The following is a 14459-nucleotide window of genomic DNA, read 5'->3' on the forward strand; positions in this document are numbered from 1 at the left end:
GAGTTGGTGAGCATATTGCGACACGCCACGTGCGCTTTCAGACGGTTTCACTAGCGGAAATTATTTCCGCAATGGGGCCGTTTGAGCCGCTGCCGGTTTTTCGGACGCTGAGTTAAGTGAACCGCCCCGGGTTTGCCGGAGGAACCAACTTCTGAGAGAATGGAGCCATTATGAGAAAGGCAACGAACAAGTTTTCACCTGAAGTCCGTCAACGGGCCATCCGTATGGTGCTGGACCACGAAGCCGAGCACGCATCGCGCTGGGCTGCCGTTTCATCTATCGCTGCCAAAATTGGCTGCTCGCCAGCGACGCTGCACGAATGGGTCAAGAAGACCGAGGTCGACAGCGGTATCCTCAGCACCATTCCTATTGTTTCAATCAACGCCGGTTGCTTTCTTTGACCACTTGGACAGGGAACATATCGGATGTTGGCAAATAGGAATGCATAATCAGTTAATACATCTGCAATGACTGCTTGTGGCGTAGAGTTGCCGTGAATGTTTAGGTCACTGGTCCTCTACGCAGACACAGAACTTCCGGTCAACGTGCGAGGGGGGCACCGCTTACCCTACTTGACGCAAAGGAAAAAGTGCAGTTTCTTTGGTCGGGAAACGGGCGGGGAAGTTGGGATGGCGGGTCGAGCCAAAAGCAAACAGGTTCTGAAAAACCCTTTGGACAAACTTGTGCTCAAGCTAACGTTGATGATGCCGGCAGTGCTGCTCATGATTTACGTTTCAACGGTGAAACAGACCATCGCCCGAGCGGGGGACTGCCCTTTGATCATCGACTTTAACGGCAATGGTCGGATCGACATCACCGGGCACACGCAGTCGCGTCAGAAACTTTATACCGTGTTCTCAGTTGGAAAATATGTCACCTTCGATGTGAACGGAGATGGAGAACCTGACCAGATCGACTGGGTGCGTCCCAATACTGATGCGTTTGTTCTGGATATCCGTCGCGGGACGCCCCCTCGGGATATTGATGGAAGCTGGCTGTTTGGAGACAGCGTAGACGGCTCCATCGAGAACGGATTTGTCAGGCTTTCGGAGCTTGATGTGGATGGAAGCGGGGCAATAGACGGCGCTGAGCTTGCCGGAATCGGGTTTTGGGTCGATGACGGTGATGCAAAGTTCTCACCCAATGAGTTCAAGACGGTTTCCGACCTACAAGTCACATCGATCGAAACCACCTTTGTCGAAGAGGACATTGGCTATGGGGTGAACACGCTCGTCGGATCCATGGAAAGCCAAACTCTGGGAACTGTTCGAATGGAGGACGTCTGGTTCCTCAACTCCCAGGAAGTCGAGCCTCGCGACAACGCGGTGGGCCGCTATTTTCCATCGTAATGCTGCCAGTTAAACCTTCGGCTTTCTACCTCCTGGGATCTCGCTCTTCGACACACTTTCTGTTGCAAGATTCAGGTAGAAGAACCCGAAGAGAGGTCCACAGACTTTCTGAAAAAATACGATAAACCGCAGACTGTCACATTCAACAAAGCCCTTTGTCTCTTGGAACGTTAGAGAGTTCATAAGCGAGAAGTAAAGATAGTCGGCAGCCTTTGATGAGACCTGCCCCGCAGCATTGCCCCCTTCAATCGTGATTCCGAATGAAAAATAGATCAACGCGAAGACGACGGACGACATGGCATAAATTAAAGTGAGAACCGTGAAGCGGTGGCCAATGTTTGCGTCTGCACGAAGGACCTGGAACGAAAAGACGAAGATACCGACGATCAATGACATCGCCAGAATATACGGCGACAAATCGTACCAAAAGTATCCCCACCTAAAGTTGGGAACATGACACCAAGTTCGTGGCCGCGCGTAGTTTGTGTAGAGAACGAATAACATGACGGCGACCGCAAGAGCACCAATATATCCCGAAGATCGTGCAAACATCACCAATGCGGGTCTTTTCGCGTGCTTTTTGAAAAAGCCGCCTAGCTCGACCGCTGATCGTCTCGCAAAAACCAATGCACTCAAAACCTGCTCACTCCCATGCCTTTTTCTGAATATTACTGCGAGCAATATTCTTTGCAACCGCAATCATATGTTTCGGCGCGGTCTTTGAACCCACCATAGGCGGCGAAAGTTGACCCAGCCCCTTCGGCAGAAAAATCAAGTCGCGCAGCATGTTAGTCAGCACCCGGCGGGGCACTCTTCCGCGTCGAAAGGGGTCAAAGTTCCGTGCTTAATCACAGTATCCGACGCAGAGGCACGGGATATGGCAATCAATGCTATCAAAACAGACGGTCCGCTCGCCTTCATGCGGGGAAACGACGTCATTCCCTTCCGTCAAGCCTAAACGGACGTGGGGTCAAAACACCGCTTACGGTATTCCGAACGCCTGGCAGACGCAGGCATCGAGCCGTCGGTCGGGAGTGTTGGTGACAGCTACGATAACGCGCTCCCAGAAACGATCAACGGTCTCTACAAGGCCGAGGTCATCCATCGGCGCGGTCCATGGAGGAATTTCGAAGCGGTCGAATTCGCCCCCCTGGAATGGGTCGACTGGTTCAACCACCGAAGGCTTCTGGAGCCCACAGGAAACATGCCGCCAGCCGAAGCCGAGGAACGCTACTAAGCCATGCTGGACGAACCAGCCTTGGCCGCGTAACTTAAACCAAACGGCCTCCGGCAAACCCGGGGCGGTTCACTTCGCCGCGATCGCCAAAGACTGTGAAGTCCCGGATCAGGGTCAGGAAGCGTTCCTTATCGAACACACCGCGTAGCAGCGTATCCATCTCATAGGGACCGTGGGGCGTGAAGTCGCCGTCCGCCCCGGTGACCGAACGCCAGGGCATGAAGCGTTCTTCATCTGCCGTCAGCGAGCCAATCCGCGCCAGCATTCCGTCGGACGCCACCATGACGGCGTTGGTGCGGAACAGCGATGGGATCTGTTGCTTGTAGGTTTGAAGCTGCTGATAGGCTTGATCGACAGTAGCATTTTTGCTTGCGGCATTCTTCAACTCGATGATGCCGATCGGCAGGCCGTTGACGAAAACCATGACGTCAGGCCGCCGCGTATGCTTGCCCTCGGCGACGGTGAACTGGTTGGTGACGAGAAATTCGTTATTCTCCGGATGTTCGAAATCGATCAGCCAGACCTTGTCGCCTTTCACCTCGCCATCGCCGATGCCGAATTCCACATCGACGCCTTCGGTGATCAGCCGATGGATGCGTCGGTTCTCTTCGACCAGCGACGGCGTTACCGTGATGGAAAGCAGGCGGATCGCCTGTTCGCGGGCATCTGCCGGGACGTTCGGGTTCAAGCGCTCGACCGCAGCGGCAAGTAGGTCTGAAAGCAGCACATCCCCATAGGCGAGACGGGCGGGAGCCGCGCCATCCGGGGAGATGACCGCCGAAGGCTGGTAGACATAGCCGAGCTTCTGCAAGGTCCCGAGAACGACCTCTTCCACCAACCCTTCGGAAAAGCCGGAAGGTGACGTCGAAATTTGTCGGTAGAGAATGTCTTCCATGCCCCCCTCCCGCCGCCTATCTCAGACGAAGCGCTCCTTGATATAGGTGATGGCCTGGTCGCCCGTCATTTCGCGCGAGGAATTGCCATTGCGGACGTAGAACCGATCCTGGGCAGCGCCGCCCTTGTCGGCCAGCTTGATGTAGATCGGCTTGTTGGCCGGCAGAATTTCAACCCGGCAAATTTCTTTCTCGTCAACTTCAGGAAAAGCAAGCTTGGGCTTGGTTGCCGCAAAGGCCTCGCCGAACGTGTTGATGATCAGGGTCTTGAGATGGAGTTCGAACTTATCGCGATTGCCGCCGTTGAGCGATTTGTAGTCATTGTCCAGACCCGCGATCTCGCCATTGTCGGCGACCCCGATCAGAAGCGTGCCGCCATGGGCATTCGCGAAGGCAGCGATCGTTTTCATGATCACACCCTCCAACTCCTTGTTCACGGTGCCGAGCTTGATGTCCCAGCGCAGAGTCTGCTTGAACTCGACCTCCTCGTTTTCCCCCTCCGCGATCATGTCGTCGAGCGAAACTTTTTCGGCGACTGCATGGGTTTCGGCCAATCCCTCAAGCCAGGCATTCAGGCTGTCGGAAAGCATCTTGCGGCGGGTCTTGAGGAACAGCTCGTAATTGTCGATCTGCCAAAGTTCCCGATCATCCGGGATGAGCTGCAGGCCGAGCGCGTTTGGCTGGTTCTGGGCAACGCCGGAGAGATAGGCTTCTGTTTCCTTGGCACCCTTGGATCTGTTGGCGGTCTGGGTGAGAATGGCGCGGTTGGTCAGTTCCTGTGCCAATTGATAGCGAAGCCTGTTCTCCTGGCCATATCCGGCTGCCTTCAAGTTGGCGAAGGCGAAGATGTGGTCGTATTCCAGCTTGTATTTCTCGCCCATTGGCTGGTGAATGGAGACACCTGTCGTGAGGCACTTTGCGCCCCGGCTTTTCAGATGCCAGCGCAACAACCCGAACAAGGGGTTCTGCACCGCACTGCCCACGAACTCGTCCGGCGTGATCGCAATGTTGCCGCCACGATCCTCGCGGATCACATCCAGTAGTCGATCAAAGGGCGTTTCGGAGGTCGCGACGATCTTGAGGTCGTGATCCAGCTTCTGCGGAAGCTGGCTGACGTAACGCCGGCGAACCTGAGAATAATAAAACCACTTCACGACCTTCTGGATGTCGTTCTGGTTGAGATTGCAGTTCATTCGGTGGCAGTAGGCGACGATCGGGATGACCGCGTAGATCGAGTTGATCTCATCGGTATGGTCAACGAACGCATGGCCGCGCAGCAGGTTCGACACATAGTCCAGAACCTTGCCGTCAAGCGCCTTCCAGACCGCGCGGATCGCATCGTTGTTGTCGACCGAATGGAGTTTGCGCATATCGGAGCCGCCCTGATGCAGAATGGCCAGCAGCGCGTAGACTATGAAATCCAGTTTGAAAATGAAGCCGTTCTTCTTCAGCGCGTCGAGCTTCTTCTTGAAGGCCTCGCGGGCCTGCGGCCAGTAGCCGGAGATCTGCGCCAGCGCGAGTTCGGCGTCCGTCAGCGCCACGCCGCCGGCATTGACGATGTAGAAAATATCGATCGCCTCACGCAACGAAGCCTTTATCGGGATGTTCTGCTCTGGGAAATCCCGGTCAAGAATGCCCTGCACGGCAGAAAACGTATCATCGATATTGTCTTCGTCTTGGCGTGAGACTTGGCGCCCGGCCTGTTCCAGCTCACTGACGATATCGCGTGCCCGCTTTGCCCGGCTGAAAATGTCCGTGACATTTAGCCAGCGCGGATCGGTCTCCATGCGCTTCTGATAGTATTCGATCTCTCTTGTCTCGACGTTGATATGCAGCCCGCGCGTATCCTCGGTGATCTCTTCGAGCGTGTAATAGGGCGGCAGCTCGCCGCGGATCAGCATGTACAGCGTCGTTACGCGCTGCTGGCCGTCGAGCAGGATCTTGATTGCCCCTTGGAGCGGATCATACACGTGACCGCCCTTCAGTTCGGGTGGTTGATTGGTGTCCCAGGTCAGGATGGTGCCTGTCGGATAGCCCTTGATCATCGAGTCGATCAGCAGCTTGGCGTCCTTCTTCTTCCAGACATATTCGCGCTGGAAGGCCGGCACAAAGAGCTGCCGTTCGTCGATCTTTTCCAAAATGCTGCTGATTTTCATGATGCAACTTGATCCTTCATCAAAATTCGGTCCTGCAGTTCTATTTTCATAGATCGCGACAATCTATTGTCACCAATCCTATCGGTCCGTGTTCGCCCTCTGGCTCTCGAATGGGCCGAAACAAATATCCATCGGTTGGAACGATGTAGGAAGGAATCTCTCCGTTACGTATCTGCGTCCGACCATTCAGTTTCCCTACACTCGGAAAAAATAGACTTCGGCCTTGCTGGGAGCAAACCAGGAAATGCCAGGGCACGCATCGCGCTTCCAACGACGCAAGATCTTGATAGCCGTGCCTCTGGATTTTGCGGGCAGGACCAATCAAGCAACCCGCCTCGTAAGGGGACGGCATGGCAGACTTTCGCCAACGCGATTTCGCGCTCTCCTTTGAGTAAAAACACAGGATAGGCAGCAGTCGGTCACGCTTAGCTTCTGCGATCAGCATATCGACCTGCGGATGTGGAGCCGACTTCGCCTTGTAGGTAAACAGCCCTGGAAACTGCAGTGTATTCTTAGGTAAGCGTTTTGCTTGCACCCGCATCTTCAGCGTATATTTGCGGCCTATCAGGTGCCACTCCCAGTCGGCACCGTTGCGTGCCTCTTGTCGTTTTGTGAACGTTCGGATCTTCACTATCTTAGAGTGGCGACGCCAGATCTCCAGCAGCGTGCTTTCCGTGATGGTTTCTTCGCCGTAAGAAATGGCAGATCCATACGCTAGATGCAGGTTTCTGGAGACGGCATCACCAAGCTCCAGAAAAGTTTTGCATAGAGATTTAGCTGGGGGCTTCACTGTGCGGCCTCCGTCAATCCCTCAGCCTCGGATAGACCCTCGAAGGCATCGGAGATGTATTTCAGGAAGATGAGGCCAAGCGCCACATGCTTGTATTCCGAAGGCTCCAGATTGCCGCGCAACTTGTCGGCAGCCTTGAAAAGCTCGGCCGTAAAGTTCATGTCGCCGTTGTTGTCTTTTGCCAAGAGGGCAGTCTCCCCAAATCATTTTGGGGCGACAGTAGGATGGTGAAACGGCGGTTGTAAAGTTGGATTTCAACTATCGGATGATCGCAGCGCGCCAGGAGTGGCTGACGGCGGTTGTCAAACAAGCAAGCGTCTCAAAGACGGAAATAATTTCCGGTGCCGCGAAAGCGTTACGGCCACCCCTCTGGACGCGTTGACTTTTCTCCAAAGTGCCATTTCGAGAAAAGTCGAATTTGATCAGACCTTTTCGTGGACTAAAGCGTCGAAGGACCTTCCCTAGCGCGGCAACCTCCTATAGCCACTACTGTGGGGTTATTTGTAAGGGCATTTGGGGAGCACTCTTTTGGGTCCGCTGCATTCGGTTGGCATTATTGTCCGTGATATCGTGCTCTATTTTGCGGGTATGTTGAAAGAGGAATGGGTGCCAGGAATGGTGGCGCTCGGGATTGTTCTCGTTTTGGTGTTGGTCGTCGCGGTCTACTGGAACGGCGCCTCTCGGCAAGCGCGTGCCGTGCATTGGCTCAATGCGCTGATCAGGGCGAAGGTCAGCAAGCGGGATTTCAGCCAAGAGATTGAAGAACTGTCCGACAGCATTCACGAGGGCGCGAAAAACTCGCGCTCCAGACTGGCTCTAGCGACAGCTTGGGGCGAATACAGAGAAACATTCGTTGCCCATGACGAAGATGATGTCATCGTTCTCCGCAACGCCGTTCGTCCGTCCACCTTCATGAATGCAGAGGATTTGGGTTTCGCCCCTGGGGCATGGCGCATCGTGCCTGGACTCTTCGTTACGGGCGGATTGTTCTTCACCTTTCTTGGTCTGATTTCCGCGCTCGATGGCATGTCGCACGGTGCTGAGATCGGAGCACTGCAAATGCAGGAACTGCTGAAAATTGCTTCAGCCAAATTCATCATGTCGTTGACCGGCCTCTTCTGCTCAATCGCATTTACGCTCGTTTTTCGCGCCTGCTACGGTCGGGTGGACCGGCAAATACACGCGCTTTGCAGAACAATAGAAAGCAAGCTCACCTATATCAGCCTGGAAGAACTTGCCACTGAGCAACTGCGGGCGACACGCGAGCAGCGGGAACATTTCCGCTTGATCGGCATGGAACTTGTCGCCGAGATTGGCCGACCGCTGCGAGAAGAGCTTCCTGCTGCGATCTCAAGCTCGATCAGCGAGGCAATGGCACCACTGGTGGAGCGTGTTGGCAAGATGGGTGCCGAAGGTGTTGGCGACATGGTCTCCGGCCTGTCATCTCAATTGACCGACAAGGTCGGGATCGCACTTTCGGAGGCCGCTCGGCGCATTTCGGATGCGGGTGACAAAATTGGGCAACTCGCCGACCGGATGGACAACAGTTCCGGCCGGATGGGATCGGAAATGGAAACTGCGGTTGCACGTGTCGCCCTGTCTGTCGACGAGCTTCGTAAGGCGATGTCTTCCACGGCCGAGAGCACGGGCGGCGTATTTGCCAAAGGGGCGGAGCAACTCCTTTCTGTGATGAACGAGACATTGGAGGGCATTCGAGACAATACCGGCGAAGGCGCCCGTGCAATGTCCGCTGCCGCCGAGGATATGCGAAAATCGGCAGGCATCTTCCGTGAGGAGATTGAGGCGGCAAGCAGAAGCGGCTCCGAGGTGGCTCAAGCCAGAATGGAGGCGGCCAGTGTGGAGGCAAGCGGCTTCATTGGGACGGCAGGCCAGGGCGTCGCCGACGCATTTGCTCGCACCAGTTCGGAAATCGGCCGCGTTGCCGCCGACATCTCTCAAAAGGCTGCGCAGGATCTGATGTCCCCTTTAGTGGGAATAGCCGAGCAGCTTGGCGAAATGGTCGGTCAACTTCAGCAGGGTAGTACAGAACTCCGCCGCTTGTCTGAAGGCGTTCGCGCCGGCGCGGAGGCGACGTCGGACGCCGCGAGCAATTTCCGCGGAGCCTCCAACGAACTGGTTGCGGCAGCGAGCCCGGTCCGTTCAATTGTAGAGCGAATGGATACGTCACTGCGTCAGCTCTCTGACAGCACACAGAACGCCGTTGACACTGTAACAAAGTCTGCCGACACCACAGCTCGGTCGGCGGCGAACGCTCTGGCAAGTGCCCAGGAGATCCTAGGTGGCGAGGCGCGAGCAATTGAAGCGGCTCTAATCGGAGTTACGTCAACACTCGAGCGCCTTAAAGGACAAGGCGATCGTCTGGATGATATGGACGAAAAGCTCGGAGCCGCATTCGAGACCTACACGAACCAGGTGGCCAATGCGGTCAATGGAATGTCTTCCCATGTCCGCGAAATACAAGAACGATTGAGCCCTGCGATTGATCAGATGAGCAACATTGTCGCTCAAATGGAAGACTTCTCGCCTCAATCGCGGAAAAGCTGATGCGCGGGGGAGTTCGAAAGTCGAACCATGAGGAGGAGGAGGAGAGCGTTTTCGTGTCGATGACCGACATGACAGTCAGCTTTCTCTTCATCGTCATCCTATTGCTTGCATTTTTCGCCAGTCAATACAGCGACACCGACACCGTGCCGAGAAAAGAGCTTGAAGCGGAACGTCAACTGCGCACCGTCGCAGAGGAAATGGTGGTTAAGCTGCAAGAGCAGATAGGCATCAAGGACGCTCGGATACGGGAGCTTGAAATGCTCCTTGAGACCCAACAAGCTCAAAATAGAGAGCAAGCGAAAGACATCGACAGGCTCAAGCGCGAGATTGAAGAGCTTAGGCGCAAGCTGGAGGTCGCTGATCCGCTCGAAGCCTATCTCGCCAGCGCCGCGCAGGTTCGCAAGCAGATCCTGGAACGTTTGCGCGATCAGCTCAAGATCGATTTTCCCGACCTGAAAGTTGAGTTGAGTGAGCAATCGGACGCTCTGCGATTTCAGGGAGACGGTCTCTTCGACACAGGATCCTCCCAGCTTCGAGCCGATCGAAAACAAATTGTTACGAGTGTTGCCACGAGGCTCGGCAACATTCTGCCGTGCTACACCCTTGGCAAACTCACCCAGTGGGATCTCGCATGCAATTCGGGAGGGGTTGTTATCGAAGCCTTACAGATCGAAGGCCACACAGACAGTACCGGCAATGCCAATAGTAACCTGACGTTATCGACCAACAGAGCGAATACGACCTTTATTGCGATGACTGACAGTGAACCGAGACTCATCGATTTTCAGAACCTCCGGAAGCAACCTGTGCTTTCGGTATCGGGATACGGTCAGATGCGCCCTGTCGCCGATAACTCGACCAAAGACGGGCGCGACACAAATCGCCGTGTTGATCTTAGGATCATTATGTTTACGCCGAGCAGGTCTGAAGAGATCAGTAAAATTAGAACGGCGTTGCAAAACGGGCAGTACGAAGGAGGCCCAAATGAGCCTCTCAGATAAGATGTCGGGCTTTGCCCATTTCGAGATGACCGCCTTGCCGGCGCTGAATCGGCTCGTGTCGACAACAGACCGGATCTTCTCCCGTTGGCCAGACACCGTGAAGAACCCACCGGAAAGCGATCGGGAAAAGCTGGTGCGTGAGATGCAGGCGTGCTGTGAAAAGGACGACTGGGCCGGCGTGAAAATGTATCTCGTGACGTCGGCTGCTAGGGCACTTTTTGATGAGGAAAGGCGGAGCAGGTCGGATCTTGCGGGGTTGCGCCAGTTCTATTTCGACGAATGTAAAATTTCAACACGGCCCAGCTTTCTCAATGCCATGTTCTCTGTCTATCTTTCGACATATGTTTCGGGTGCTGATCATACCCGAGAGCTTGCCAAGGCGTTAACTGTCTCAGTTGAACGCTTAGGTCCGCGCTGGGCACAGTTGATTGCCGCGATCCCCGAAATCCTGGACGCAGATCAGGCACACGAGGCTCTCGGCAAATTGATGTATGACATGGATGATCCTTGGACGGAGTTGAACCGCGTAGGGCTCCGTAAACCCCATGACGCTGGGTTGCTGGCGCACGCCCATCTCGCATTCGTTAATCTGATACGGCCGGGTCTAAAGTTCAGAGGTGAGATGGAGCGGCTCCTGTCGTGGCTGAAGCCTGATGGACACGAGACAAAGACCGCGGGAGCCGCTGAGGCAATCGAAGCTCTCCTCGGACATTGGGTCAATCAGGCACCCGCGGCGGATGACCTTACCTATCTGACAGAGAATCTCATTTCGCTGTACGGCGATCCACGCGTCTCGCGTGGCATTGCGTGGAATGGCTTGTCGGAACCCGCGCTGAACGTAATCATGCGCTGGCTGACCGGCGAAAATATCCGCTTCTTCCTGGACGTCGTTTCTGCTGTCGAAGACAACCATATGTGGGCGCCGCGAAAGAAATTCTGGCTCGGCCTTCATCGTCAGGGCCGGATCGACGCCGCTTGGGTAGCTTTTAGTCCGAGGGGAGCAGAGGAAGCCAAGAGGAAAACTGCGGGCTCAAGGGGTAATGCTCGCCCTGGCTATGGCCACCAAATTGCGGGTGGAACGCGTTCGAATACCTCACTGCTGATCCTTCAGATTGGTCGGAAGATCGTCATCGAAGGTTCTCATAATTACAAAGTCCATGTTTTCGATCATTCTCATCCAAAGTGCCCGAAGCTCTACCAGTTTAGCTATGACTGCGAGGATATTCGGCTCATCCCGGAATGGCGGACGATGCCGCCTCCACCAACCACCCATGTAAAGGCGCATCAGTCCGGCTGGGAAGGGTGGGTCTTGGAACATATCTGAGGGGTTAAGCTATGCACTTCGACTTTTCCTATGATGTGAACACCATCACGCTGGTTGCCAAGGGAGACGCGCCGGGACTGCTGTCGCGACTGCTTGGCAAACCCAGAGAGCCAGACCTAAACGCTCTGACGTCGAGAGAGCGAGACATTGCATTCGCGATCGCCGATTTGCGAGCTAAAGCCGATGCGAGTGGTGAGGCGCTGACAATCACAGACAACAGTATTGAAATGGCTCATCGCTTGGCGGCTGACTTAGATAGTGGAGCTGCCAAGATCCTTGGTTTGCCACTGCTGGTCGACTTCATTTTGCGTACGGATGCTGAAGGCATCGTGGGGTCCTCCAATTTCCGGCTCCGCTACGAATGGATACGCGACGGACAGAAGATTTTCCCAAGACGTACGGGGGCAATCCTTTCACTTGGAGCCAAAAACTATCGCGTTCCTCTTTGGATGTTGGAAGCGCTCGAGGTGGCAGATGGCTATAACCCCGGCCAAGGCGATGCAACCGACTGGGAGGCGCTGGCCAAGTTTCGACGAGCACTAGACCCAGGTATCGCCTCGACGCAGGGTGCTAGTCAGGCAGCTAGGGCGTCGCTGACGGACTTTCTCAGCGGCCTCGAGGTGCGGCTTGCAGATGCGTTCTCGATTTCACCTCTGGATGACGACAAATTTGACATTGTTCCCTTCTCCGGCAAACGACTGGCTGAAGAAGGTGTGGACACCGATCTAGCAGTCGCCACGGAAAGCATGGGTGAACTGGCTGGACAGGAACTGCGGACCTTTCAGAACCGTGTTCGTGACCGCGGTTCACTCGCAGCGTATAGATTGTCTCCTGGTAGCTATCTGGTCATCGACAATGCAGCGACACCGGCACTTTCTGTCATGGCAAGGATGCAGCATGCACCTGCGGCAGAGCGAAAGGCGTTCATCCAAAATCCGCAAGCGTTGATTACGCAAGCCGTGGAAAGTAGCCTTCGAGAAAGCGGTAAACTGGAGGGGTTGACGGCGGTTGCTGAACAGGAAGCAATCGAGACCGTTGCAGAGCCGTTGTTTATCGAGACAAGGGAGTTTTCAGACCGCGTTACCGGAATCGTAGCTTATCAGAAAATGGCACTCGATATGGATGCGTCTACCGGTACGACCTGGCTTCCTGAAGAATTTAGTCGAAGGCTGCAAGAAGCACTTTCTCCTCTTGGCGTTGAGCGACTTGTAAAACTACGGGACGACGTTGCGAGCGCAGTTCAGCAACAGGTAGAGGTCGTAAATCACGAGGATCTTCAACTGCCTGCCCGTCCCGAGATGGTGGCTTTACTCAACGAAAAAATCGCTGAGCGGGAACATCTGGAGACGGAAGATCTGATACTACAGGAACCGCTCCGAGGGCCGATCGTTCTCGAAACTGAGCTTAATTTTGCGGATCTTAACTGGCACGCGAAACTAGAACCGCGCTCTGCTTCCATTGTGGCAGCTATTCCGAAATCGATCCGGACAGAACTTAAAGGTTATCAAGGCGACAGCTTCCGGTGGCAGGTGGAAGCTTGGCAATCGGGCCTGCCAGGCATTCTGAATGCAGACGAGCAAGGCCTTGGCAAGACGTTGCAGACAATCTCTTTTCTCGCATGGCTAAGAGAGCACATGGATAATCCAGGGAGTGCCGTACGCGGTCCCGTACTCGTGGTTGCACCGACCTCACTCCTGGAAAACTGGGAGCAGGAAGTCAGACTTCACATGCATGACCCAGGTCTTGGCCATGTAATTCGCCTCTACGGGGGAAACATGTCTGGCCGGAAGATTCCGGGTGCAAAAGGGAAGGATATCGATGACGGCAGCGCCAAGCTCGATCTCGATTTTCTTCAAGATGCGATAAAGGAGGACCGTGCGCACCGCTTTTGGGTTCTGACCACATATACAACGCTGACAAATTATCAACATTCGCTGGCGCGAATTCGGTTTTCTGCGGCGGTCTTTGATGAAATTCAAGCGATCAAAAATCCCGTTAGCCTCCGCGCGGTCGGTGCAAGGTCGATCAATGCTGATTTTCGAATTGGTCTGACGGGGACGCCTATTGAGAACACGACTGTCGATCTTTGGGCGATCATGGATCAACTGGCCGCAGGATCTCTCGGTAGCCTCAAGGAATTCAGGTCGAAATACTCTCAGCCTGACGCTGAAAATATGGCCGACCTCTACGCGAGAACATTTTCGAAAAGTGAAGGAAAGCCACCGCTTGCAATGAGGCGCGTGAAAGACACTGTAGCGAGGGATTTACCTGAAAAAGTTCGCAGGCTTCATCCACGTCTTATGCCGCCCATGCAGGCAACCGTCTACGACGACGCACGGGTGAAACTGGCGGCAGGCGGCCTTGGGGCGCAGCTAAAAATGCTGCACCATATTCGCAGCGTCTCCGTGCATCCAGCAATGGATATGAATACGAGCGATACGGATTTCATTGACGCGTCAGCTCGACTACGGGCTGCGATCGAGGTTCTGCGATCTGTAAATGCGCGCCGCGAGAGGGCCTTAGTATTCATCGAGCATCGGCAGATGCAGTATCGTTTTATCGAACTGGTCAAGGCGGAGTTCGGCTTATCCAGTGTCGACCTGATCAACGGGGAGACGGCCATTCACAAGCGACAAGAAATTGTAAATCGATTTCAACAACATTTGAAAGTCGACGGTGGTTTCGATTTGCTGGTGCTGGGACCGAGGGCTGCGGGTACCGGGCTTACGCTAACTGCAGCTACCCATGTCATCCATCTTTCACGTTGGTGGAACCCGGCGGTTGAAGAGCAATGCAATGACCGTGTGCACCGCTTGGGCCAAACCAAGCCTGTGTCCGTGCATCTTCCTCTAGCGGTCCATCCTGGCTACAAGGAGTTTTCCTTCGACTGCCTGCTCCAGAGCTTGATGACTCGTAAGCGTCGCTTGGCAAGCTCGGCACTTTGGCCGATGGGTGACACCCAAGACGATGTTGGGGAACTGCAACGATTGATCGCGGCTGATGCAGGCCGAGCAGATGGCGATGCCTTAGCTATCGCGATGAAAATGATGTTTGCGCGAGATCAAATCGAACTGCCTATCGCCGATACTGACGGATCGCTGAGATTGCCTTGAAGACATGAATTGTAAAAAACAAGGTGAGCGC

The 14459-nt window shown here is 54.8% G+C and carries 10 protein-coding genes and 2 pseudogenes; 7 read left to right on the forward strand and 5 right to left on the reverse strand.

The features are described from left to right. Positions 1–170: 170 nt before the first annotated feature. A pseudogene (locus tag BJF95_RS07165) lies at positions 171–353 on the forward strand (transposase); the annotation flags it as partial. 276 nt (positions 354–629) lie between these two features. Then, positions 630–1349 (forward strand): hypothetical protein, encoded by a 720-nt coding sequence (locus tag BJF95_RS07170; RefSeq protein WP_139317427.1) that lies wholly within the window; start codon positions 630–632, stop codon positions 1347–1349. 9 nt (positions 1350–1358) lie between these two features. On the opposite strand, the gene BJF95_RS07175 is transcribed toward BJF95_RS07170, so the two are convergent. Beyond that, positions 1359–1985 carry a hypothetical protein gene (locus BJF95_RS07175; protein WP_139317428.1) on the reverse strand — a complete coding sequence of 209 codons (627 nt, stop codon included), beginning with the start codon at positions 1983–1985 and terminating at the stop codon, positions 1359–1361. A 349-nt stretch (positions 1986–2334) separates the two neighbouring features. Here BJF95_RS07175 and BJF95_RS07185 point away from each other — a divergent pair. Continuing rightward, a pseudogene (locus tag BJF95_RS07185) lies at positions 2335–2586 on the forward strand (integrase core domain-containing protein); the annotation flags it as partial. A 34-nt stretch (positions 2587–2620) separates the two neighbouring features. Here BJF95_RS07185 and BJF95_RS07190 read toward each other — a convergent pair. Genes BJF95_RS07190 through BJF95_RS07205 form a run of 4 tightly spaced genes read right to left on the reverse strand, consistent with a single transcriptional unit; the run spans position 2621 to position 6610 of the window. Beyond that, positions 2621–3481 (reverse strand): type I restriction endonuclease, encoded by an 861-nt coding sequence (locus BJF95_RS07190; RefSeq protein WP_245297255.1) that lies wholly within the window; start codon positions 3479–3481, stop codon positions 2621–2623. Between the two features lie 21 nt (positions 3482–3502). Continuing rightward, positions 3503–5635, reverse strand: coding sequence for a GmrSD restriction endonuclease domain-containing protein (locus BJF95_RS07195; RefSeq protein WP_075638737.1), 2133 nt, complete (start codon positions 5633–5635; stop codon positions 3503–3505). 46 nt (positions 5636–5681) lie between these two features. Next, positions 5682–6425, reverse strand: coding sequence for a DUF6615 family protein (locus BJF95_RS07200; protein ID WP_075638738.1), 744 nt, complete (start codon positions 6423–6425; stop codon positions 5682–5684). Beyond that, a complete protein-coding gene (locus BJF95_RS07205; RefSeq protein WP_245297256.1) occupies positions 6422–6610 on the reverse strand; it encodes a type I restriction-modification system subunit M N-terminal domain-containing protein in 189 nt (62 codons plus the stop codon). The genes BJF95_RS07200 and BJF95_RS07205 overlap by 4 nt, the downstream gene beginning before the upstream one ends. A gap of 343 nt (positions 6611–6953) precedes the next feature. On the opposite strand from BJF95_RS07205, the gene BJF95_RS07210 reads away from it, so the two are divergent. From BJF95_RS07210 to BJF95_RS07225, 4 genes are read left to right on the forward strand one after another with little or no spacing between them, the layout of a single operon-like run. Next, positions 6954–8990, forward strand: coding sequence for a hypothetical protein (locus tag BJF95_RS07210; protein WP_083638725.1), 2037 nt, complete (start codon positions 6954–6956; stop codon positions 8988–8990). Between the two features lie 59 nt (positions 8991–9049). Continuing rightward, entirely contained in the window at positions 9050–9991 is a 942-nt protein-coding gene (locus tag BJF95_RS07215; RefSeq protein WP_245297265.1) for an OmpA/MotB family protein, read from the forward strand. After that, complete coding sequence (locus BJF95_RS07220; protein WP_083638726.1) at positions 9975–11315, forward strand: EH signature domain-containing protein; 1341 nt, start codon at positions 9975–9977, stop codon at positions 11313–11315. The genes BJF95_RS07215 and BJF95_RS07220 overlap by 17 nt, the downstream gene beginning before the upstream one ends. Positions 11316–11326: 11 nt before the next feature. After that, on the forward strand, positions 11327–14428 hold the full coding sequence (locus BJF95_RS07225) for a DEAD/DEAH box helicase (RefSeq protein ID WP_075638740.1): 3102 nt from the start codon (positions 11327–11329) through the stop codon (positions 14426–14428). The last annotated feature ends 31 nt before the right edge of the window (positions 14429–14459 follow it).

Origin of the sequence: Rhizobium oryziradicis (genome assembly GCF_001939045.1) — a bacterium.
GTDB classification, from domain to species: domain Bacteria; phylum Pseudomonadota; class Alphaproteobacteria; order Rhizobiales; family Rhizobiaceae; genus Allorhizobium; species Allorhizobium oryziradicis.

Bases quoted from the DNA above. Each gene is read 5' to 3' on its own strand.
- BJF95_RS07170 (WP_139317427.1), top strand. From the start codon at position 630: ATGGCGGGTCGAGCCAAAAGCAAACAGGTTCTGAAAAACCCTTTGGAC.
- BJF95_RS07190 (WP_245297255.1), bottom strand. From the start codon at position 3,481: ATGGAAGACATTCTCTACCGACAAATTTCGACGTCACCTTCCGGCTTT.
- BJF95_RS07195 (WP_075638737.1), bottom strand. From the start codon at position 5,635: ATGAAAATCAGCAGCATTTTGGAAAAGATCGACGAACGGCAGCTCTTT.
- BJF95_RS07215 (WP_245297265.1), top strand. From the start codon at position 9,050: ATGACCGACATGACAGTCAGCTTTCTCTTCATCGTCATCCTATTGCTT.
- BJF95_RS07220 (WP_083638726.1), top strand. From the start codon at position 9,975: ATGAGCCTCTCAGATAAGATGTCGGGCTTTGCCCATTTCGAGATGACC.
- BJF95_RS07225 (WP_075638740.1), top strand. From the start codon at position 11,327: ATGCACTTCGACTTTTCCTATGATGTGAACACCATCACGCTGGTTGCC.